General features: G+C 45.1%; 20 protein-coding genes. 13 read left to right on the top strand and 7 right to left on the bottom strand.

Translation table 11 applies throughout. From position 1 onward, the window contains the following. On the bottom strand, window positions 1-335 hold a 335-nt coding region (locus tag E5342_RS07175), incomplete at its 3' end, for a DUF4372 domain-containing protein (RefSeq protein WP_210434964.1). A gap of 349 nt (window positions 336-684) precedes the next feature. Here E5342_RS07175 and E5342_RS07170 point away from each other — a divergent pair. Further along, the gene (locus E5342_RS07170) at window positions 685-2,235 is read left to right on the top strand and encodes an ATP-binding protein (RefSeq protein ID WP_121735791.1); all 1,551 of its coding nucleotides are present in this window, start codon (window positions 685-687) and stop codon (window positions 2,233-2,235) included. A 117-nt stretch (window positions 2,236-2,352) separates the two neighbouring features. Here the strand turns inward: E5342_RS07170 and E5342_RS07165 are convergent, their stop codons facing one another. Together E5342_RS07165 and E5342_RS07160 are read right to left on the bottom strand one after the other, a co-directional pair. After that, the gene (locus tag E5342_RS07165) at window positions 2,353-3,849 is read right to left on the bottom strand and encodes an acetyl-CoA hydrolase/transferase family protein (RefSeq protein ID WP_135959108.1); all 1,497 of its coding nucleotides are present in this window, start codon (window positions 3,847-3,849) and stop codon (window positions 2,353-2,355) included. Between the two features lie 101 nt (window positions 3,850-3,950). Then, window positions 3,951-4,406 (bottom strand): hypothetical protein, encoded by a 456-nt coding sequence (locus tag E5342_RS07160; protein ID WP_121735793.1) that lies wholly within the window; start codon window positions 4,404-4,406, stop codon window positions 3,951-3,953. Between the two features lie 260 nt (window positions 4,407-4,666). Here E5342_RS07160 and miaB point away from each other — a divergent pair, with 260 nt between their 5' ends. Beyond that, on the top strand, window positions 4,667-6,040 hold the full coding sequence (gene miaB, locus E5342_RS07155; protein ID WP_121735794.1) for a tRNA (N6-isopentenyl adenosine(37)-C2)-methylthiotransferase MiaB: 1,374 nt from the start codon (window positions 4,667-4,669) through the stop codon (window positions 6,038-6,040). A gap of 60 nt (window positions 6,041-6,100) precedes the next feature. Here the strand turns inward: miaB and E5342_RS07150 are convergent, their stop codons facing one another. Continuing rightward, entirely contained in the window at window positions 6,101-7,744 is a 1,644-nt protein-coding gene (locus E5342_RS07150) for a family 78 glycoside hydrolase catalytic domain (RefSeq protein WP_135959107.1), read from the bottom strand. A gap of 178 nt (window positions 7,745-7,922) precedes the next feature. Here E5342_RS07150 and E5342_RS07145 point away from each other — a divergent pair, with 178 nt between their 5' ends. From E5342_RS07145 to metK, 8 genes are all read left to right on the top strand, one after another. Continuing rightward, window positions 7,923-8,801: a cell division protein FtsX gene (locus E5342_RS07145; RefSeq protein WP_121735796.1), complete on the top strand. Its 879-nt coding sequence runs from the start codon at window positions 7,923-7,925 to the stop codon at window positions 8,799-8,801. Window positions 8,802-8,825: 24 nt separating this feature from the next. Beyond that, entirely contained in the window at window positions 8,826-9,065 is a 240-nt protein-coding gene (locus E5342_RS07140; protein WP_121735797.1) for a DUF3098 domain-containing protein, read from the top strand. Next, on the top strand, window positions 9,062-9,862 hold the full coding sequence (locus tag E5342_RS07135; protein ID WP_121735798.1) for an undecaprenyl-diphosphate phosphatase: 801 nt from the start codon (window positions 9,062-9,064) through the stop codon (window positions 9,860-9,862). Before E5342_RS07140 ends, E5342_RS07135 begins: the two co-directional genes overlap by 4 nt. A 3-nt stretch (window positions 9,863-9,865) precedes the next feature. Beyond that, a complete protein-coding gene (gene truB / locus E5342_RS07130; protein WP_121735799.1) occupies window positions 9,866-10,573 on the top strand; it encodes a tRNA pseudouridine(55) synthase TruB in 708 nt (235 codons plus the stop codon). Window positions 10,574-10,585: 12 nt separating this feature from the next. Next, window positions 10,586-11,635 (top strand): tRNA preQ1(34) S-adenosylmethionine ribosyltransferase-isomerase QueA, encoded by a 1,050-nt coding sequence (gene queA, locus E5342_RS07125; RefSeq protein WP_121735800.1) that lies wholly within the window; start codon window positions 10,586-10,588, stop codon window positions 11,633-11,635. A 10-nt stretch (window positions 11,636-11,645) separates the two neighbouring features. After that, window positions 11,646-12,104, top strand: coding sequence for a 2-amino-4-hydroxy-6-hydroxymethyldihydropteridine diphosphokinase (gene folK, locus E5342_RS07120; RefSeq protein WP_121735801.1), 459 nt, complete (start codon window positions 11,646-11,648; stop codon window positions 12,102-12,104). A gap of 29 nt (window positions 12,105-12,133) precedes the next feature. Further along, complete coding sequence (locus E5342_RS07115; protein ID WP_121735802.1) at window positions 12,134-12,328, top strand: hypothetical protein; 195 nt, start codon at window positions 12,134-12,136, stop codon at window positions 12,326-12,328. A 247-nt stretch (window positions 12,329-12,575) separates the two neighbouring features. Next, window positions 12,576-13,862 carry a methionine adenosyltransferase gene (gene metK / locus E5342_RS07110; protein WP_121735803.1) on the top strand — a complete coding sequence of 429 codons (1,287 nt, stop codon included), beginning with the start codon at window positions 12,576-12,578 and terminating at the stop codon, window positions 13,860-13,862. Between the two features lie 107 nt (window positions 13,863-13,969). On the opposite strand, the gene E5342_RS07105 is transcribed toward metK, so the two are convergent. Next, entirely contained in the window at window positions 13,970-14,740 is a 771-nt protein-coding gene (locus E5342_RS07105) for an ABC transporter ATP-binding protein (RefSeq protein ID WP_121735804.1), read from the bottom strand. Window positions 14,741-14,743: 3 nt separating this feature from the next. Then, window positions 14,744-15,490, bottom strand: a complete 747-nt coding sequence (locus E5342_RS07100) for an MlaE family ABC transporter permease (protein WP_008773770.1) — start codon at window positions 15,488-15,490, stop codon at window positions 14,744-14,746. A 175-nt stretch (window positions 15,491-15,665) separates the two neighbouring features. Here E5342_RS07100 and E5342_RS07095 point away from each other — a divergent pair, with 175 nt between their 5' ends. Further along, window positions 15,666-16,781 (top strand): glycoside hydrolase family 43 protein, encoded by a 1,116-nt coding sequence (locus E5342_RS07095; RefSeq protein WP_121735805.1) that lies wholly within the window; start codon window positions 15,666-15,668, stop codon window positions 16,779-16,781. 84 nt (window positions 16,782-16,865) lie between these two features. Next, the gene (gene lptB, locus E5342_RS07090) at window positions 16,866-17,618 is read left to right on the top strand and encodes an LPS export ABC transporter ATP-binding protein (protein WP_005853924.1); all 753 of its coding nucleotides are present in this window, start codon (window positions 16,866-16,868) and stop codon (window positions 17,616-17,618) included. On the opposite strand, the gene E5342_RS07085 is transcribed toward lptB, so the two are convergent. Next, on the bottom strand, window positions 17,613-18,500 hold the full coding sequence (locus E5342_RS07085) for a CPBP family intramembrane glutamic endopeptidase (protein ID WP_121735807.1): 888 nt from the start codon (window positions 18,498-18,500) through the stop codon (window positions 17,613-17,615). The genes lptB and E5342_RS07085 overlap by 6 nt on opposite strands. Before the next feature lie 143 nt (window positions 18,501-18,643). Between E5342_RS07085 and tig the strand changes: the two genes are divergently transcribed. Next, a complete protein-coding gene (gene tig / locus E5342_RS07080) occupies window positions 18,644-19,996 on the top strand; it encodes a trigger factor (protein ID WP_135959106.1) in 1,353 nt (450 codons plus the stop codon). The last annotated feature ends 5 nt before the right edge of the window (window positions 19,997-20,001 follow it).

The raw sequence follows: 20,001 nt of genomic DNA, 5'->3' as shown, positions 1-20,001 counted from the left end.
TCGAACGCATAAACGTTTCCCTGTAGTTCAAAGATTTTCGTTTTTCGTTTATCCCGGGCTTCTGATACCATATAATATGCAAACTCCTCGAAGATTCGATAATCCCGATTCTGATTTGCATACGCAAGATTGGTCTTGGATACACTACGACCCAATCCCAGATGGTACCACTTGGAACTATGTGCATCAAGAATGGTGATGAGATCCCTCAGACTTGACCGGTTGCATAACTGACCATACATCATTGCCAAAAGTTGGTTCCAGCATGTGAAATCTTTCACATATCGGTTGCCATTATACTTTTCAACGATTCGGTTGAACTTGCTTCGGTTCATAAAGGCCACTAGTTGGGAGAAAACGTATTTGACATTGTACATGGTTCGTCAGATTGAAGAACCGTAATATACTAATCAAGTCCGTTCGCACCAAAATCTTTTCCAACAAACTAAATTTCAACAATTTCAAAGTACTCTTTCCGATTTTAATGGGACATCAATGTACTAAAGTAATAAATTAAAGTTCATCCGCCGTTACCTCCGTGAGGAAGGAGGGCGGAAAAGGAATAAGCCCCGGCCGGTTCGTCCAGTCGGGGCTTTACTGTTTACGTCACCGTATTTACCCGTGAAACGTTGCAGATCCTGTATAAAAGTGTATCTTTGTGCATAACAACAAACAGGCAAAGCTATGAGTGCGAGAATATTCCCTATCGGGGTGCAGGACTTCGAGAAGATCCGTAAGGACGGTTATCTTTATATTGACAAGACTGCCTTGGTTTATCAATTGGCCAAGACCGGCAGTTACTATTTCTTGAGCCGTCCTCGCCGTTTCGGCAAGAGCTTGTTGATCTCTACCTTGGAAACCTACTTCCGGGGGAAGAAGGAACTGTTCAAGGGCTTGGCGATCGAGAAGCTGGAGAAGGATTGGGAGGAATATCCCGTCTTGCATTTGGACTTGAATACGGGGTTGTATGATTCTGCGGAGCGCTTGCTTTTTGTCTTGGAAGATGCCTTGCATCGTTGGGAGAACTTGTATGGTACCTCAGTCTCCGAGAAAACACCGGAACTGCGTTTCATGGGTGTGATCCGCCGTGCGTATGAGCGAACGGGGCGTCGTGTGGTAATCTTGGTGGATGAGTACGACAAACCTTTGCTACAAGCGATTGGCAATCCGGAGTTGCAGGAGAAATACCGCTCGATCTTAAAGGCTTTCTACGGTGTCTTGAAGACGATGGATGGCAGTATCAAGTTCGCCCTCTTGACCGGTGTGACGAAGTTCGGCAAGGTGAGCGTCTTCAGCGACTTGAATAATCTGGACGATTTGACCATGCGTGCGCCTTATGCTTCCCTTTGCGGGATCACGGAGGAGGAGTTGCGTACCTGTTTTGATGAGGATATCCATACGCTCTCTTTGGCGCTTAAGCAGTCCTATGAGGAAACCTGCGCTACGTTGGCCCTGTATTACGATGGCTACCATTTTACGGAAGATAGCGTGGGGGTCTATAACCCTTTCAGCTTGTTGAATACCTTCAAGTATATGCGTCTGGGCGATTATTGGTTCGAGACAGGCACACCGAGCTACCTGGTGGAGTTGTTGAAACGTACGCATTACGATCTTTATGCGATGGCTCACACGGAGACGGATGCGGATGTGCTGAACAGTATCGATGCTGCCTCGTACAATCCGATCCCCGTAATCTACCAGAGCGGTTACTTGACGATCAAGGGGTATGACTCTCGTTTCGGTCTTTACCGTCTCGGTTTTCCTAATAAGGAGGTAGAGGAGGGGTTTATGAGGTACTTGCTTCCGTTTTATGCCAACGTGAGTGCCACTAGGAGCAGCTTTGAGGTTGTTCGGTTTGTCCGTGAGATAGAGGCGGGAGATCCGGACGCTTTCCTGGAGCGTTTGCGTGGTTTCTTTGCGGATACGCCCTATGAGTTGGTTCGCGATCAAGAGTTGCATTACCAAAACGTCCTATTCATCGTTTTCAAGTTGGTCGGCTTCTATGTGAGGGCGGAGTATCATACATCGAACGGTCGTGTGGATCTAGTGCTGCAAACGGATCGTTACATCTACGTGATGGAGTTCAAGCTGGACGGCACAGCAGAGGAGGCCTTGCGTCAGATCGAGGAGAAGGGCTATGCCCGTCCGTTCACCTTGGATAGCCGCAAGTTGTTCAAGATCGGCGTGAACTTCTCTTCTTTTACCCGTACGATCGATCGGTGGCTGGTGGAATGACCATTAGGATGTGTCATGTTGCGGTATTACTGCAAAAAATAAGAGACTGCGCCAAATTGAACTGACCCCAAAATTCCGCATTGGCACAGTCTCTTTCTATTTGTTTAGTATTCTTTTTTACTTATTATACTTGTTCCAATCCACATTGTGCATATCTCCGCTAGCTGCTAGTTCCTCATGGAAAGCGAAACAGCATTTCAAGTTTTGAGGCGTATGTCCCTTAATACCCATAGCGAGGTACTCTTCCAATAACGGTTTGTAATCCGGGTGAACGCAATTGTCGATGATGCAACGTGCACGTTCGATAGGAGATTTACCGCGTAAGTCCGCTACACCATATTCCGTGATAATGATCTTCACGGAGTGCTCGCTATGATCCAAGTGGGATACCATCGGTACGAATGCGCTGATCTTTCCATCCTTCGCCGTAGACGGAGTCGTGAAGATCGACAACATAGCCGAACGGGTAAAGTCGCCGGAACCACCGATACCATTCATCATACGAGTACCGGATACGTGCGTAGAGTTAATATTACCGAAGATATCAGCCTCCAAAGCCGTATTGATAGCGATCAAGCCTAAACGGCGGGCAACCTCCGGATTGTTAGAGATCTCTTGCGGACGAAGTAAAATCTTATCCTTGAAGAAATCAAGATTTGCGTAGATCTCACGGATTACCTCATTACTTACGGACAAAGAACAACCGCTGGCAAATTTAACACGACCTTGTTTCATCAACTCGATGACTGCGTCTTGAATAACCTCAGTATATACATTGAATGCGGGGATAGACTCATTAGCTCCCATGCAGCCCAAGACTGCGTTAGCCACGTTACCTACACCACTCTGCAATGGAACGAATTCTTTCGGAAGACGGTCTGCCTTGATCTCGTTAACCAAGAAGTCCGCAACGTTTTTACCAATCGCCATCGTAACATCATCCAGCGGAGAGAATTTTCCACCTTCATTCGGCTCATCGGTCCTTACCACACCAACAATTTTAGCTGGGTCTACTTTTACACAATCGTTACCGATCCGGTCAGAAGGAGTGTAGATAGGGATCTCACGGCGTAAAGGAGGATCAGCCGGCTCGTAGATATCGTGCATACCGCGTATTTCTTTCGGGTGACGGCAGTTCAACTCAACGATGATACGGTCTGCCATACGACAGATAGTAGGAAGGATACCAACACCTGAAGTCGGAACGATCTCACCGTCTTCGGTAACATCGGCAGCCTCTACGATCGCTACATCGATCTTACCCAAGAATCCGTAACGCAAGCTTTGTGCCAATTCAGACAAGTGCAAATCGAAATATTGTGCCTGATGAGCGTTTAATGCGGCACGTAAGTCTTTGTTAGATTGGTATGGTGTACGGAATTTGATAGCGTTAGCGCGAGCCAACTCTCCGTCTAGCTTATCACCGGTAGAAGCGCCGGTAAACATACCGATTTGGAAAGGGTTACCTTTAGCGTGTTCTTCCTCAGCTTTCCGGGCGATAGCTCCGGGAACAACCTTCGGGCATCCTGCGGGTGTAAAACCACTGAAACCTACATTATCATTATGATGTACATAAGATGCGGCTTCTTCAGCTGTAATGAATTTTAGTGCCATGATAATTAGTTTTTATGTTTTTAGGTAAATACTTACTGTTCAATATTTCGGGCGCAAACTTACATAAAATTACGCTGAATCGAATATAAGTGTGGCGTAAATTAATATTTCCGATTTAGAATCTCTGCGCAAATGATCGCTTTCTTCAAATCCTCGATATTCTTGAATGTATCTTCCGGCATAAGTCCCGGTTCTTCCTCGATAGCGCTTATCCTTGCGGATGGTTGGGACGCGATATGATTTGGGATATTCTTTTCTGCGGAAAGGAATGGAGAAGGGGCAGGCGATGAAGTTGCGACCTTGGGTTTCTCAACCTTTGGCTTTACCTGCTTTTGTCGGGGAGAGGGCTTAGGTTTTTGCGTTTCCTTTTGCATATCCTCTAGTATTTCCCAGAAGCCTTTTCCTTCCGTAGGCTGGTCATTAGGCACAATTTCCCTGTCGGGTTGCCCCAATATATCGGGGCGACTCTTCTTCTTTTTGTCTTTCGAACTGAATAAGCCACTGACGGCGGCGATAATCAGGAAAACAATATATAACCAATCTCCTACGTTATCCATAAACTTTGATTATTTTTGCACCTCCAAATGTAAGAAGAATAATTGAGAAGTGAAAAAGAGGGAGTATATAAAACATCAGATAGGTATAAAAGTAAATAAGGGTAACTTCACAGCCACCCTTATTCGATTTAACCAAAACCTTAACTATGAAAAAATTTACGTTTTTCGAATACAAAAATAACGGTGGGATTCGAACTATGCAAGCGTTTGCGTAATTCTTTTTAAGAATCTTGCTTATTTAAATTCTATTAACATACAGTATGGTAAATCAAGAAAACGGTGTGGACTTAAAATCCGCTACCCAAAGTGATGAACGAAAGTTGTTTATCGAGACCTACGGTTGTCAGATGAATGTGGCGGACAGCGAAGTTGTAGCTTCTATCATGAAGATGGATGGCTATAGTATGACGGAGAATATCGAGGAGGCTGATGCCATCTTCGTGAATACTTGCTCCGTACGCGACAACGCCGAACAGAAAATCTATGGGCGGCTACAGTATTTCCAGTCTTTAAAGCGGAAAAAGAAGTCATTAATTGTCGGCGTATTGGGATGTATGGCCGAGCGAGTGAAGGAAGACCTGATTCATGTGCATCATGCCGACTTGGTGGTAGGGCCGGATTCTTATCTGGACTTGCCGAACTTGGTGGGAGCGGTAGAGCATGGAGAGAAAGCGATCAACGTGGAGCTTTCTACTCAAGAGACCTATAAGGATGTTATTCCTTTGAAGTTACCGGGCGTGCATATCTCCGGTTTCGTGTCTATTATGCGCGGTTGTAATAATTTTTGTACGTATTGCATCGTACCTTATACAAGAGGACGCGAGCGTAGCCGGGATATCGAGAGTATCTTGAATGAGATACGGGATATGCACGAGAAAGGCTTTAAGGAAGTTACGTTGTTGGGACAAAATGTAAACTCCTATTCTTTCGAGAAAGAAGGTGAGGCCATAACCTTCCCAATCTTGTTGGATCGTGTGGCGAAAGAAGTTCCCGATATGCGGATTCGTTTTACTACCTCCCATCCGAAGGACATGAGTGATGATACTTTACGTGTGATTGCCGCAAACGACAATATTTGTAAGTTTATCCATCTGCCCGCTCAATCTGGAAGCAGTCGTATCTTGAAGGTCATGAATCGTAAATATACCCGTGAATGGTATTTGGATCGTATAGCGGCGATCCGTCGTATCGTACCAGACTGCGCTATCTCGACTGATTTATTCTGCGGTTTCCATTCCGAGACCGAGGAGGATTATCAAGAGACTTTATCCTTGATGCGTGAAGTGGGGTACGATAGCGCTTTCTTATTTAAATATTCCGAACGTCCGGGTACATATGCCGCTAGCCATTTGGAGGATAATGTGCCGGAAGAAGAGAAGGTTCGCCGTTTGCAAGGTATGATCGATTTGCAGAATAGGTTGTCCGAGGAAAGTAACTTGCGGGATATAGGCAAGACTTTCGAGGTTCTGATAGAAGGATTCTCGAAACGTTCCCGTGAGCAGTTATTCGGACGAACCAGCCAAAACAAGGTGGTTATCTTTGACAAGAAGAACTATCATGTAGGTCAATTCATAAAAGTCAAGATTCATAAGGCTTCCTCGGCAACCCTGTTCGGGGAACCTGTGGAAGAATAAGAAAAAGAAAACGCCAATACGTTCCATTTCGAGCGATATTGGCGTTTCTCTTATTATCTTCTATCTTTGGAATATCTCCGGGTATTTGTTGATGAAATAAACCGGCGTGCAACTCCATGCGTGGCAATAACTATTGATCGGGAAAAATCCGTAAGGTGATAATTCGTCATTGTTCGGATCATATACCTCCCAGAATGTATCGGCTCCTTTATTCACCATGCCGCCCCAATAACTGGTTAAGAGCGAACGGGCCTCTTGCCGCATTCCACATTTCAACAAGGCTTCCATTACATAATGATAAGCGTACGGACATCCCGGATAGCATGCGTCGGGCATCGATAGGACGGTGGCCATCGCTTTTGCTCCTTCCTTGGCGGTAAGCGTCTCCGATAGGATCATCCACACTTGTGATAGGTAAGACACCTGACGGTTAGGGCCGCTTACGATCACCCCGTTCTTTTGATCATAGAATGTTTTCAGGGCGGCTTTCTTTATCTGACCGGCGATACGAGGCCAATCTTTCGCCTCCTTCTCTTTTCCCAGCATTTTAGCCAACTCATAGCTTTTCTCTAATGAGAATGCCGTAAGTCCCTGCATGGATGCTTGGCGATCATAATTATCTTTCCAGTCGAATACCAACCAGTAAATCGGCTTCTTTTGCATATCGTAGATCCAATTGTCCGAGTATTGACGCAAGGCCATCTCTATTTGGCGGACTACTACCGGCCATAAGTCCAAGGCGACCTCCTTGTCTCCGGTCTCTTTCAGGTATTCCAGCAACGCTACGTTATACAGCAGGGAATAGTCCAAGCAATGCGTACCGTTTTGCGGATGAGGGGTCGGTGTCTCCAATACGGTGGCGTGCAGCAGTCCTTCATCATTGGCTAGAGCCGCTAATAAATAGAGACAACGTTTCGTCAAGTCGTGGTTTTTATACGACCATGCGTTCGCTAGTGCCTCCAGATACAAGTCTCCGATCCATAACCGGCGATCCCGTTTCGGGCCATCCTCATAGACGGTCTGCATACATTCTTTTAATGTAAGCAATCCTACCTCATTGATTTTACGGATCAAGGGATCGGTCGTGGAAGCCAGTGGCAATGGAGCCGTCTTAGCCGATGTCTGCGCACGAAACGTTAGCTTGTCGAAGGCGAAATCGAAACTGGAAGCGCCTAACAACTCTATCTTGAGATACCGGAAAGACACCCTTCTGGGAATGGAGGCCTCTATGGGCACGGTCATTAGCGTCATCACCTCATCTTGTAGCCAAGCCCTTGACAGACCGCCCGGATAAGGGTCGAAAGACGTGTTCAATTCCGAGGGAACTTCGGCGAACGTGAATTTGATACGTACCGGAGCGTCCGAAACTTGTTGACTAAGGAGCTTGAGCGAGAAATCCAAATAGCCCGTCAGATGCTCACCGAAGTCAACTATAACTGATGGATGTTTCTTCAGGGACTCATTGAATAACAGATCCGTGCTTCCTTCGTCCCGCATGCGCCAACCTTGATAGGCTGATGCGTCTTTCATGGAAGTGACCCGTTTGACCGGCTTATGTTCCGTATAGGTTAACACTGGCTTGCAGGCCTCGCTCTTTTGAAGCCATGAAGCGCTTTCTTTGAAATAACGGCTTTGTGCTGATAGGGTGAATGCACCGACACAGCATAATAAACTTAGTAGGATTCTCATACGTGTTCTTTTCATGATGCGAATGTAAGAATAACTTCGGTCGTACGAATAGCCTTTGTTCGAGTTGTAGAGGTTAAATATTCTAAAAACCTTTCGGCTTACTTATTTTATTCGTTCTTTTGCAAGAAAATTGGGAGGTGTGTTCTCTGTACGCATCTCCTTAATTTATTTAACGTTAATAAGTGAGAGTCTGATGGCTGAAAATAAAAAAGTTAGTTCTGTTTCTTTCTTTAACTCCCGGCTTACGTCTGTTATTAGTATCTCCTTGGTACTATTTTTGCTAGGACTCATTCTATTGATAGGGATGTTGGGTAATAGACTCTCCGTTTATGTGAAAGAGAACTTATCTTTCTCCATCGTACTGAAAGATAACCAAAAAGAAACTGAGATAAAGAAAATGCAGAAGAGCTTGGATGCTCTTCCTTTTATAAAATCAACCGAGTATATATCGAAAGAACAAGCTGCGAAAGAGTTGGAAGAAGAATTGGGCGAGAATCCGGAAACCTTCTTAGGCTTTAACCCTTTGCAGGCCTCGATCGAGGTGAAATTGCATTCGGAGTACGCCAACCCCGATAGCCTCCAAGTGATAGAGAAGAAGATTAGGAACTATACGTCCGTCTCGGAGCTGCTTTACCGAGAGGATATGATGGAGATGGTCCATAATAATATGAAGCGGCTGAGCTTGATCCTGTTTACCTTGGCGGCGGTACTGATGGTTATCTCGTTCGTGTTGATCAGTAATACGATTCGCCTGTTGATTTATTCCAAACGGTTCTTGATTCATACGATGAAGCTAGTGGGGGCTACTTCCGGCTTTATACGTCGGCCTTTTGTGAAATATAACATAGTAAGTGGTATTTTCGCCTCTATATTGGCAATATTGATGATAACCGGAGCGTTATATTATTTGCAAAATGAATTGAAAGGTTTTATCCAGATATTGGACATGCAAACATTACTATTGGTTTATGTGGGAGTGTTTGTTTTAGGTATTGTCTTGTCCGTGATTGCAACCATTTTTGCCGTGAATAAATATTTGCGGATGAAAGGCGATAAGTTGTATTATATTTAATCGAATAATAAAGAGTAGAGAAAGATGGCTAAAAGAGATTTTGCTTTCGGAAAAGAGAATTTTATACTGATCGCCGCTGCAGTTGCCTGTATCGTGCTTGGTTTCATATTGATGAGTGGTGGAGGTTCTGGGGATAACACGTTCAATCCTGATATATTCAGCACACGCCGTATCGTAGTGGCTCCAGTGGTTACGGTTATCGGTTTCGTGATGATGATTTTTGGAATCTTGAAGAATAGTAAAGATAAAGAAGTTACAGAATGAGTTGGTTTGAGGCCTTGATACTGGGTATCGTACAAGGATTGACCGAATATCTGCCGGTGAGCAGTAGCGGTCATTTAGCGATTGGTTCCGCTTTGTTTGGTATAGAGGGAGAGGAGAATCTCGCATTTACGATCGTCGTGCATGTGGCGACCGTATTCAGCACATTAGTGATTTTGTGGAAGGAAATCGATTGGATATTCCGCGGTTTGTTTAAATTTCAGATGAATGCGGAGACGAGGTATGTGATCAATATCTTGATTTCCATGATTCCGATCGGGATCGTTGGGGTATTCTTTAAAGATACGGTAGAACAAATCTTTGGATCGGGTTTATTGGTCGTTGGTTGTATGCTGCTATTGACGGCGGCTTTGCTGGCATTTTCGTATTATGCCAAACCACGCCAAAAAGAGTCGATCTCGATAAAAGACGCTTTTATTATCGGCTTGGCTCAGGCTTGCGCTGTGATGCCGGGTTTGTCACGTTCCGGATCAACGATCGCTACCGGTTTGTTATTGGGAAATAATAAGGCGAAACTGGCCCAGTTCTCTTTCTTGATGGTAATTCCTCCGATCTTAGGAGAGGCGTTGCTGGACGTAATGAAGATGGTGAAAGGGGAAGATGTGGCTGGGGACATTCCTGCGTTATCATTAGCGGTAGGTTTCGTGGCCGCTTTTGTTTCCGGCTGCGTGGCTTGTAAATGGATGATCAACATCGTGAAAAAGGGGAAACTGATTTATTTCGCTATCTATTGCGCGATCGCGGGATTGGTGACAATTGCTTGTACATTACTGAAATAAAGAATGGATTTTATAGCTGGAGAAATTTTATATTTTAATAAACCGCTAACGTGGACTTCTTTTGACCTAGTTAACAAATTTCGCTATAAGCTAAGTCGGAAACTGAAGGTAAAGAAGATTAAAGTTGGACATGCGGGGACACTGGATCCCTTAGCTACAGGTGTGATGATCGTTTGTACCGGGAGGGCTACGAAGCGGATCGATGAGTTTCAATATCAGACGAAGGAATATATCGCTACGTTAAAGTTGGGAGAGACTACCCCGTCTTTCGATTTGGAGAAAGAGATAGACGCCGTGTATCCCACGGAACATATAACCCGTGAGCTCGTGGAGGAGGTTTTAAAGACATTCGTAGGTACGATCCAACAGATTCCCCCGGTGTTCTCCGCTTGTAAGGTAGAAGGTAAACGTGCTTATGAGTTAGCCCGGAAAGGAGAGGAAGTTGAACTAAAATCCAAGACGTTGGTTATAGACGAGCTGGAGTTGCTGGAGTGCGATTTGCCTGTTATAAAGATACGGGTGGTATGTAGCAAAGGTACCTATATTCGTGCGTTGGCTCGTGATATCGGGAAGGCCTTGAATTCCGGCGCTCATTTGATTGGCTTGGAACGGACTCGTATCGGAGAGGTAACCTTGGATATGTGTATGTCTCCGGAGGAGATCGATGATTTCTTAGAGAAGAATGTGGTAAAAATAGAAGAAGAAAAATAAATAGAGTGCATTATGAAGCTTTCGAAATTCAAATTTAACTTATCGTCGGAATTAATCGCTTTACATCCGGCGAAGAACAGAGATGAGTCGAGGTTGATGGTCGTTCATCGTGATACGGGTGAGATCGAGCACCGCGAATTCAAGGATATTCTAGACTATTATGGAAAAGGTGACGTGTTTATCTTTAATAACACGAAAGTTTTCCCCGCTCGCTTGTACGGTAACAAGGAGAAAACAGGGGCGCGCATCGAGGTGTTCTTGTTACGTGAGCTGAACGAGGACTTACGTTTGTGGGACGTATTGGTAGATCCGGCCCGTAAGATCCGTATCGGTAATAAATTATACTTTGGCGAGGATGATTCCATGGTCGCAGAGGTAATCGATAATACGACTTCGCGGGGTCGTACGCTCCGTTTTTTATATGACGGGAACCACGACGAGTTTAAGAAGGCTTTGTATGCCTTGGGCGAAACTCCGCTGCCTAAGTATATCGAGCGTGAGGTAGAACCGGAAGACGAGGATCGTTATCAGAATATTTTCGCGGCGGAAGAAGGTGCGGTTGTGGCTCCTGCCGCGGGATTGCATTTTAGTCGTGAGCTAATGAAACGTTTGGAGATCAAGGATTGCCAGTTCGCTTTCTTGACATTGCATTCGGGCTTGGGTAATTTCCGTGAGATCGACGTGGAGGATTTGACAAAACATAAGATGGATTCCGAGCAAATGGTCGTAAATGCCGATGTCGTGGATATCGTGAACAAGGGAAAGGATGAGGGGCACAAGGTTTGTGCGGTCGGAACTTCCGTGATGCGTGCGATCGAGACGGCCGTAAGTACGGATGGTCATTTGAAAGAGTTCGAGGGCTGGACGAATAAGTTTATCTTCCCTCCGTATGATTTCAGCGTGGCTACCAGCATGGTGACAAATTTCCACATGCCGTTGTCTACTTTATTGATGATGACAGCTTCTTTCGGTGGTTATGAGTTGATCATGGACGCTTACGATATCGCTTTGAAAGAGAAATATCGTTTTGGCGCTTACGGCGACGCTATGTTAATCCTTTAATCCGGTTTCTATGGCGACTGCTTACCTTGGATTAGGTACGAATGTAGGTAATAAACGAGGAAATCTGGTGACAGCGGCGGCGCTGTTAGCTGAAAGGGTGGGAGATGTTCTCGCCCTTTCTGATATGTATGAGACGGAGCCTTGGGGGTTTGAATCGGACAACACGTTCTTGAACGCCGTGATCGTTATGACGACGGAACTTTCCCCTATGGATTTATTAGATGTTACCCGTTTGATCGAGATCGATATGGGGCGTATCGAGAAAAGTGACGGTGCGTATCATGACCGTATCATCGATATCGATCTGTTAATGGTGGATGAACAAATCCTGCATACGGAGCGGCTGACGCTACCGCACCCTCTGATGCACAAACGGTCGTTTGTTATGGAACCGTTGGCGGAAGTAGCTCCGTTGGTGAAACATCCTGTGTTTGGCAAGACGATGCGTGAACTTTTATCCGAATTATGAGTTTTAATTATGACTACGAGATTTGAGTTATGAATAAAGAAATTAATAAAGCGATGACGCAAGGGATCGTTTTCAAGAAAGCGAAAGGCGAGGCGACGGATCCGAGTGGTAGGAAAATCAAGTTCTCCGATTTCCTGAAAGGGACACATGGCTCTGATTCAGCGAAATGGAAGGCTGGCTTTAAATATAAAAAAGCCTTACGTAATACGAAAAAGAAGAAATAATCTTTAATTTGCTACTTCCGGTCTTCAATTATTGCGTATCTTTGCGGACGAATTGGCGTGGATAGATTTGTATTGCTTGCAACCACGGGAAAAAATGCTAAAAACATATCCTTTTCGTAGCCGTCCGGCAGGAAAAATCCTTCCAAGCTCAATTCAATAAACAGAGTTATTAACTGTCGGTTGATAACTGTCAATCAGTCGTAGAACTGTCAATTGTCAACTATCAACTGTCAACTTAAAAAGAACGATGAGTTATTTATTCACCTCCGAATCGGTGTCTGAAGGGCACCCCGATAAAGTAGCCGATCAAATATCGGATGCTTTGCTGGATGAGTTCTTGGCGTATGACAAGAATTCGAAAGTTGCTTGCGAAACCCTTGTTACAACCGGACAGGTTGTCTTGGCTGGAGAAGTTAAATCAAGTGCGTATGTGGATGTGCAGGAAGTGGCACGTGGCGTGATCGAGAAGATTGGTTACACGAAAAGCGAGTACCAGTTTGAAGCGAAATCGTGTGGTGTGTTCTCTTCTATCCATGAGCAGAGTGGCGATATCAACCGTGGCGTGGAGCGTGCGGATCCTTATGAGCAGGGTGCCGGCGACCAAGGTATGATGTTCGGTTATGCTACTAATGAGACTGAGAATTACATGCCTTTGGCGTTGGACTTATCTCATAGTTTATTATGGGAATTGGCGAAGATCCGTAAGGAAGAACCGGATTTGATGCCTTATTTGCGTCCGGACGCTAAGAGTCAGGTTACGATTGAATATGATGATAACGGTAAGCCGTTGCGTATCGATACGATTGTGGTATCTACGCAGCATGACGAGTTTATCGGTCCGAAAGGTATTTCACAGAAGGAAGCGGATGAGGCTATGCAAAAGAGGATCGCCTCAGACGTGAAGAAGATATTGATTCCTCGTGTGAAGGCTCAATATCCGGCTCATGTACAGGCTTTGTTTAATGATAACATCATTTATCACGTGAATCCGACCGGTAAGTTCGTGATCGGTGGTCCTCACGGTGATACCGGTTTGACCGGCCGTAAGATCATCGTGGATACATACGGTGGCAAAGGCGCTCATGGCGGTGGTGCTTTCTCTGGAAAGGACCCTTCTAAGGTAGACCGTTCGGCTGCTTATGCCGCTCGTCATATCGCCAAGAATATGGTTGCCGCCGGTGTGGCGGATGAGATGCTGGTACAGGTGTCTTATGCGATCGGTGTGGCTAAACCGATGAATATTTTCGTGAATACTTTTGGCCGTGCGAAGGTGAATATGACAGACGGAGAGATCGCCGCTAAGATCTGGGATATCTTCGATATGCGTCCGAAAGCGATCGAGGAGCGTTTGAAATTGCGTAACCCGATTTATTTCGAGACCGCTTCTTATGGTCATATGGGACGCAAACCCCAGACGGTGACGAAGACATTCGCTTCCCGTTATTCGCAGAAGCCGGTTACTTGTGATGTGGAGTTATTCACATGGGAGAAGCTTGACTATGTGGATAAGATCAAGGAAGTGCTTGGTTTGTGATTACCCTTTCAAAAATTACTGCAACTAGGGTTGCAGTACTACTGCACAGGCATTGCAGTAACACTGCAACCCGTATTGCAGTACTACTGCAACCCTAGTTGCGGCGATTACCCTTCTTCTTCTTGCATCTCCACTTCTTTCACCTTTCGGAACAGGTCGGACGCGAAGATGAAATCGTTCAACGCTTGGTTGTTGGAGGTGATTACCTGCTCTTTTGTTCCCTGCCATTCTTTTACGCCTTCCTTGATAAAGATGATATTATCACCGATGTTCATCACGGAGTTCATGTCGTGTGTATTGATGACGGTCGTCATATTGTACTCCACCGTAATGTCGTGAATCAAATCATCGATCAATAGAGAAGTTTTGGGGTCTAGTCCGGAGTTCGGCTCATCGCAGAACAGGTATTTAGGATTTAGGGAGATCGCCCTGGCGATGGCGGCACGTTTCATCATACCTCCACTGATCTCGGAAGGATATAGATGTCCGGCCTCGGACAGGTTTACACGTTCCAAACAAAATTCCGCACGTTTCCTGCGCTCTTTCGTTGAGTCTTTAGAGAACATATCTAAAGGAAACATTACGTTTTCCAATACCGTCATGCTATCGAATAAAGCGGAACCTTGGAACAACATACCCATTTCCCGGCGTAGCATATTTAACTCATGCTTGTTCATCGTGATCAAGTCTCTGCCGTCATATAATATCTGTCCGGTGTCAGGCTTCATTAACCCGATGATATTCTTGATCATTACCGTTTTACCCGAACCGCTTCGTCCGATGATTAGATTCGTCTTCCCGTCCTCGAACGTCGTACTTATATCTTTCAAGACGGCACGCCCATCGAAAGACTTCGTTATATTCTTAACTTCGATCATTTTTTAAGTAAGCATTAAATGGGTTAATATTACGTCGGCAAGCAAAATCATGATGCTGCTCATGACCACGGCATTCGTACTTGCCTTACCTACCTCTAGGGCGCCTCCCTTTACGTTATAGCCAAAATAGGCGGCGATGGATGAGATGATGAACGCATATACTACGGATTTGATAATAGAATACCAAATGTAAAACTCGTTGAAGTAGAATTGCAAACCGTACTCGAACGAGGAAGGAGTCATTCCCGTACTCGTTGAGTAACTGGCGAATATGCCGCCCATGATACCGGTGAACATACTGAAGATAACCAATACCGGGATAAAGATCATCAAACCGAGCATTTTCGGAAGGATCAGGAAATTGGCGGAATTAACACCCATGATTTCCATGGCGTCTATCTGCTCGGTGACTCGCATGGTTCCGATCTCGGAGGCGATATTACTGCCTACTTTACCCGCTAGGATGAGTGCCATGATAGAGGAAGAGAATTCCAGCAAGATAATCTCACGGGTGGTATAGCCGATCGTAAACTTAGGAATCAAGGGGGAACTGATATTCAAGGAGATCTGGATGGCGATAACCGTACCGATAAAGACCGAGATGATTATGACAATCCAAAGAGAATCCACGCCTAGCTTGTATATCTCTTTGATCAATTGCTTAAAGAACATACTCCACCGGTCTGGAAGTGTTATACTCTTCATCATCAGTAGGGTATACTCACCCATTCTGTGTAATGCTTTATTCATTTTTATCTTGATAAATTTCTGATTTCAATTTGCAAAGATAGCGTAAAATCCACTAATAACCATATAACATCTTAGAAACAAGATTGGTTTTATTTGTAAATCCTATGGTATTAAAGTTTGCCACATCCCTCTTTTTTAACTATATTTGCTTTCTTAAATACTAAAAAATACTTTTATGAAGCGAATTCTTTTAGGAGTGATCGGCTTGCTGTGTTTATGTGTGGCTTGCCAGCGGAAGGATCTTTCTTTTAAACCGGGGGAAGTTTGGCCAGATGATAAAGGGGTACATATAAACGCTCATGGTGGCGGTATTCTATGGGTCGGGGATACTTATTATTGGTTTGGTGAGCATAAAACGGAGGGCTCGGCTGGAAATCTGGCTCAAGTAGGCGTTCATTGCTATTCGTCGAAAGATTTATATAATTGGAAAGACGAGGGAATCGCCTTATCGGTCGTGCCGGATGATACGACGAGCCATATTGCTAAGGGATGCGTGTTGGAGCGTCCGAAAGTGATTTATAATAAAAAGAATGATCAATATGTAATGTGGTTTCATTTAGAGCCGAGAGGTGCTGGCTATTCGGGAGCATTGAGTGGAGTGGCTGTCAGTAAAAACGTGGCGGGGCCTTACTCGTTCGTAAACGCTTTCCGTCCGAATGCCGGTTTTTGGCCGGTTAATGTACAGGAACTACATAAGCAACCTTGTACGCTTTCCGCAGATCTACGTTTTAGCGGTGGAGAGTTACCAGCCCATCCGGATAGCTTGAATTTATTGGGGCGTGACCAGATCTCCGGACAAATGGCTAGGGATATGAATCTTTTCGTGGATGACGATGGCATCGCTTATCATATTTATTCCTCGGAAGAGAATAGTACCTTGCATATATCGCAGCTGACCGATGATTATACGAGTTATTCCGGTAAGTACGCCCGTTTCTTCCCGGGGCGTTTCATGGAAGCTCCAGCCTTGTTCAAACAGAAGGGGGAATATTATTTGATTATGTCCGGCTGTACGGGCTGGGCTCCGAATGCGGGACGATCGGCGGTCGCTTCCTCGATTTGGGGACCTTGGAAGGAATTGGAAAATCCGTTTAGGGGAGAGAACTCGGAGGTGTCGTTTTATTCTCAAAGCACGTACGTATTGCCTGTACCCGGCCATGCAGATCGCTTTATTTATATGGGAGATCGTTGGACTCCGGAGAACGCTATAGACGGACGTTATATCTGGCTTCCTATCCGATTCGAGGGGGAGCAACCCGTGATCGAGTGGCAATCTGAGTGGAGTTATTAAATTCTCTTATCGCTTTTTTGCGAATGTATGTGATGTAGATCTGCGGATTATCACGTACATTCGCGTTAAATTTTTAAGTAGCTTATGTCAGACGAACAACGAATGGTGCTCCGTACGGAGGACTTGGTAAAGAAATATAGGACTCGTACGGTCGTGAATCATGTATCGATTAACGTGAAACAGGGGGAGATCGTTGGTTTGCTTGGTCCGAACGGAGCGGGAAAGACGACCACCTTTTATATGACAGTAGGTTTGGTCACTCCTAACGAGGGTAAGATCTTCTTGAATGACATGGAGATTACGAAATTCCCGGTCTATAAGCGGGCTCGCAACGGCATTGGCTATCTGGCGCAAGAGGCTTCGATTTTTCGGAAAATGACGGTGGAAGATAATATCCGCTCGGTCTTGGAGATGACGGGACGTAGCGTTGAGTACCAAAAAGAGAAACTGGAAAGCTTGATTTCAGAGTTCGGTTTGAATAAGGTTCGTAAAAACTTGGGAGACCAGCTTTCGGGTGGAGAGCGGCGTCGTGCGGAGATTGCCCGCTGTCTGGCGATCGATCCGAAGTTCATTATGTTGGATGAGCCTTTCGCCGGTGTAGATCCGATCGCCGTACAAGATATCCAGACAATCGTGGCTCGCTTGAAACATAAGAATATCGGAATCTTGATTACCGACCACAATGTGTACGAGACATTGAGTATTTGTGACCGGGCCTATCTTCTGTTCGAGGGAAAAGTCCTTTTCCAAGGAACCGCCGAACAACTAGCCGAGAACGAGATCGTGCGCGAGAAATATTTGGGAAAAGACTTCGTGCTGCGTAAGAAAGACTTATAGCAGCCGTTTCAATCGCCTGTTTACCAGTATGAACAGCAGGAAAGATAAGGCGGCGATAAGACAAAAGTCCAAAAGATGCTCGGCGGGAATATCGCCTGTGATAAACTCGTTATCCTTGAGACGACTGTCCGACATCCCTATTACGGCGAAAGCATTATTGACAAAGTGGGCGAACACTGGTATCCAGATGCTTTTGCTCCAATAGAGTAGATAGCCGAAATAGGCTCCGAGTATCATCCGGGGCAAGAATCCGTAAAATTGTAAATGGAAGGCGCTAAATAGTATGGCGGCGACCCATATGATCGTATGAGGGTTGGAGGTCCATTTCCCGATCACTCGTTGCAAGGCTCCTCTGAACAGGAACTCCTCGGTTATCCCGGCCGTAACGGCGATAACGATAAGGTTGGCCAGGATTACCCAAACGCTATCGCTGGATAACAGGATCGTCGTCAGTTGTTCGGCGAGGGTTTCTTGCGCCCGCATCCATTCCTCGATAGGAGCCATAAACGCGGGTAACTCCATCTGCTTGTTGAGTAATCCTAGCAAATTGATAACCGGAGAAAATGAGAACATGCAAACTAAGGTGAGAATCCAGATCCTGCCGTCTGTGATTTTCTTGACTGATAGATAATGGCGGGGATTGTCACTACATATCCAAGCCATGGCGATAGATGGTAGCAAAAAGGTACAGATCGCCGAGATGAACTGAATGAGCCTCATTAAATTAGCGTCTTGGGTTATATCAGCCTGTAAACCGCGGGTCGCGAGTAATAAGCCCGTGGATATAATAGATGATAAAACGGCTCCAGCCAATAAGAATAGCAGGAGGATCAAAAGTTGGATTACCGCCGGACGGGTAGCATATATTCCTTTTATTCTCATAATGATTTATTCAAAGGGTAAATAATTGCCGCCAAATATAAACAAAAGAATAAAAACAGATCAAAATTTGCACGATTAAAAGAATAAGTCTAATTTTGCGACCTAAAATTCGATACGACTATTAATTAAATAAATCATTCAGAATGAACGTTTCGCTTAAAAACAATGATGCCGTAAGTGGTATCGTGAAATTAGAAATAGTGAAAGCTGACTATGCTGATCAGGTAGACAAGAGCCTGCGTAGCCTTCGTCAGAAAGCCAATGTGCCGGGATTCCGTAAGGGCATGGTTCCTATGGGCATGGTTAAGAAAATGTACGGAAAGCACGTGCTGGTAGAGGAGATAAACAAATTAGTTTCTGAGAATCTGTTCAAGTATATCCGTGAGAACGATTTGCATATCTTAGGCGAGCCGATGCCTAACGAGACAGAGCAAAAGCCGTTGGATTTCGATAAGGAAGAGGATTTCGAATTCTGTTTTGACGTGGCTTTGGCTCCGGAGATCAATATCGAGTTGAGCAAGAACGATAAACTTCCGTTCTATCAAGTCGCTATCGATGAGGAAATGCTAAATAACCAAGTAAACGCTTATCGCTCAAACTTCGGTTCTTACGACAAGGTAGACGAGGTTGAGGAAAAAGATATGGTAAAAGGTACGGTAGCCGAGCTTGAGAATGGTGCCCCGAAAGAAGGTGGTATCGTTGTGGAGGACGCTGTTTTGATGCCTATGTATATCAAGGATGAGGAAGAAAAAGCTAAGTTTATCGGTGCTAAGGTAAATGCCGTAGTGGTATTCAACCCGAATAAGGCTTATGAGGGTGCTGAGGCTGAGATCGCTTCTTTCTTGAAGATCGATAAGGAGAAAGTGGCTGAGACTACAGGCGACTTCAGCTTCGAGATCAAGGAGATCACCCGTCATAAAGACGCAGAGATGAACCAAGAGTTGTTCGACAAGGTATTTGGCGAGAACGTGGTTACCAGCGAAGAAGAATTCAAGAACAAGATCAAGGAAGCTTTGGCAGAGCAATTCGCTCCTCAGAGTGACTTCAAGTTTTTGACGGATACTCGTGATATGTTGGTTGAGAGAGCTGGCGAGTTGAATTTCGCTGACGATTTATTGAAACGCTGGTTGCTTGTCGCTAATGAGAAGAACACGAAAGAGAAGATCGACGAGGACTTCCCTCAGATCCTTCAGGATTTGAAATATCAGTTAATCAAGGAGAGTTTGGTTAAGAAGAACGGTTTGAAGGTTGAGGACGCTGATGTCGAGAACTTCGCTAAACGTGTGGCTAAGGCTCAGTTCGCTCAATACGGTATGTTGTCTGTACCCGAGGATGTACTTGACAACTACGCAAAAGACATGTTGAAAAATAAGCAAACACTTCAGAACATCATCGACCGTGCGGTTGAGGAGAAATTGGCTGCTTGGTTGAAAGAGCAAGTGGAGCTTGATGTTAAGGAGGTAACTGCTGACGAGTTCAACAAACTTTTTGAATAAAAAGA

It is taken from the genome of Parabacteroides distasonis (genome assembly GCF_004793765.1).
Classification (GTDB): domain Bacteria; phylum Bacteroidota; class Bacteroidia; order Bacteroidales; family Tannerellaceae; genus Parabacteroides; species Parabacteroides distasonis_A.
The sequence above is the reverse complement of the archived record's forward strand: the minus strand, read 5'-3'. Positions and strand labels throughout refer to the sequence as shown.

Excerpts from the sequence above, each read along its gene's own strand:
- E5342_RS07170 (WP_121735791.1), top strand. The coding sequence starts at position 685 with ATGAGTGCGAGAATATTCCCTATCGGGGTGCAGGACTTCGAGAAGATC.
- E5342_RS07165 (WP_135959108.1), bottom strand. The coding sequence starts at position 3,849 with ATGGCACTAAAATTCATTACAGCTGAAGAAGCCGCATCTTATGTACAT.
- E5342_RS07160 (WP_121735793.1), bottom strand. The coding sequence starts at position 4,406 with ATGGATAACGTAGGAGATTGGTTATATATTGTTTTCCTGATTATCGCC.
- miaB (WP_121735794.1), top strand. The coding sequence starts at position 4,667 with ATGGTAAATCAAGAAAACGGTGTGGACTTAAAATCCGCTACCCAAAGT.
- E5342_RS07150 (WP_135959107.1), bottom strand. The coding sequence starts at position 7,744 with ATGAAAAGAACACGTATGAGAATCCTACTAAGTTTATTATGCTGTGTC.
- E5342_RS07145 (WP_121735796.1), top strand. The coding sequence starts at position 7,923 with ATGGCTGAAAATAAAAAAGTTAGTTCTGTTTCTTTCTTTAACTCCCGG.
- E5342_RS07140 (WP_121735797.1), top strand. The coding sequence starts at position 8,826 with ATGGCTAAAAGAGATTTTGCTTTCGGAAAAGAGAATTTTATACTGATC.
- E5342_RS07135 (WP_121735798.1), top strand. The coding sequence starts at position 9,062 with ATGAGTTGGTTTGAGGCCTTGATACTGGGTATCGTACAAGGATTGACC.
- truB (WP_121735799.1), top strand. The coding sequence starts at position 9,866 with ATGGATTTTATAGCTGGAGAAATTTTATATTTTAATAAACCGCTAACG.
- queA (WP_121735800.1), top strand. The coding sequence starts at position 10,586 with ATGAAGCTTTCGAAATTCAAATTTAACTTATCGTCGGAATTAATCGCT.
- folK (WP_121735801.1), top strand. The coding sequence starts at position 11,646 with ATGGCGACTGCTTACCTTGGATTAGGTACGAATGTAGGTAATAAACGA.
- E5342_RS07115 (WP_121735802.1), top strand. The coding sequence starts at position 12,134 with ATGAATAAAGAAATTAATAAAGCGATGACGCAAGGGATCGTTTTCAAG.
- metK (WP_121735803.1), top strand. The coding sequence starts at position 12,576 with ATGAGTTATTTATTCACCTCCGAATCGGTGTCTGAAGGGCACCCCGAT.
- E5342_RS07105 (WP_121735804.1), bottom strand. The coding sequence starts at position 14,740 with ATGATCGAAGTTAAGAATATAACGAAGTCTTTCGATGGGCGTGCCGTC.
- E5342_RS07100 (WP_008773770.1), bottom strand. The coding sequence starts at position 15,490 with ATGAATAAAGCATTACACAGAATGGGTGAGTATACCCTACTGATGATG.
- E5342_RS07095 (WP_121735805.1), top strand. The coding sequence starts at position 15,666 with ATGAAGCGAATTCTTTTAGGAGTGATCGGCTTGCTGTGTTTATGTGTG.
- lptB (WP_005853924.1), top strand. The coding sequence starts at position 16,866 with ATGTCAGACGAACAACGAATGGTGCTCCGTACGGAGGACTTGGTAAAG.
- E5342_RS07085 (WP_121735807.1), bottom strand. The coding sequence starts at position 18,500 with ATGAGAATAAAAGGAATATATGCTACCCGTCCGGCGGTAATCCAACTT.
- tig (WP_135959106.1), top strand. The coding sequence starts at position 18,644 with ATGAACGTTTCGCTTAAAAACAATGATGCCGTAAGTGGTATCGTGAAA.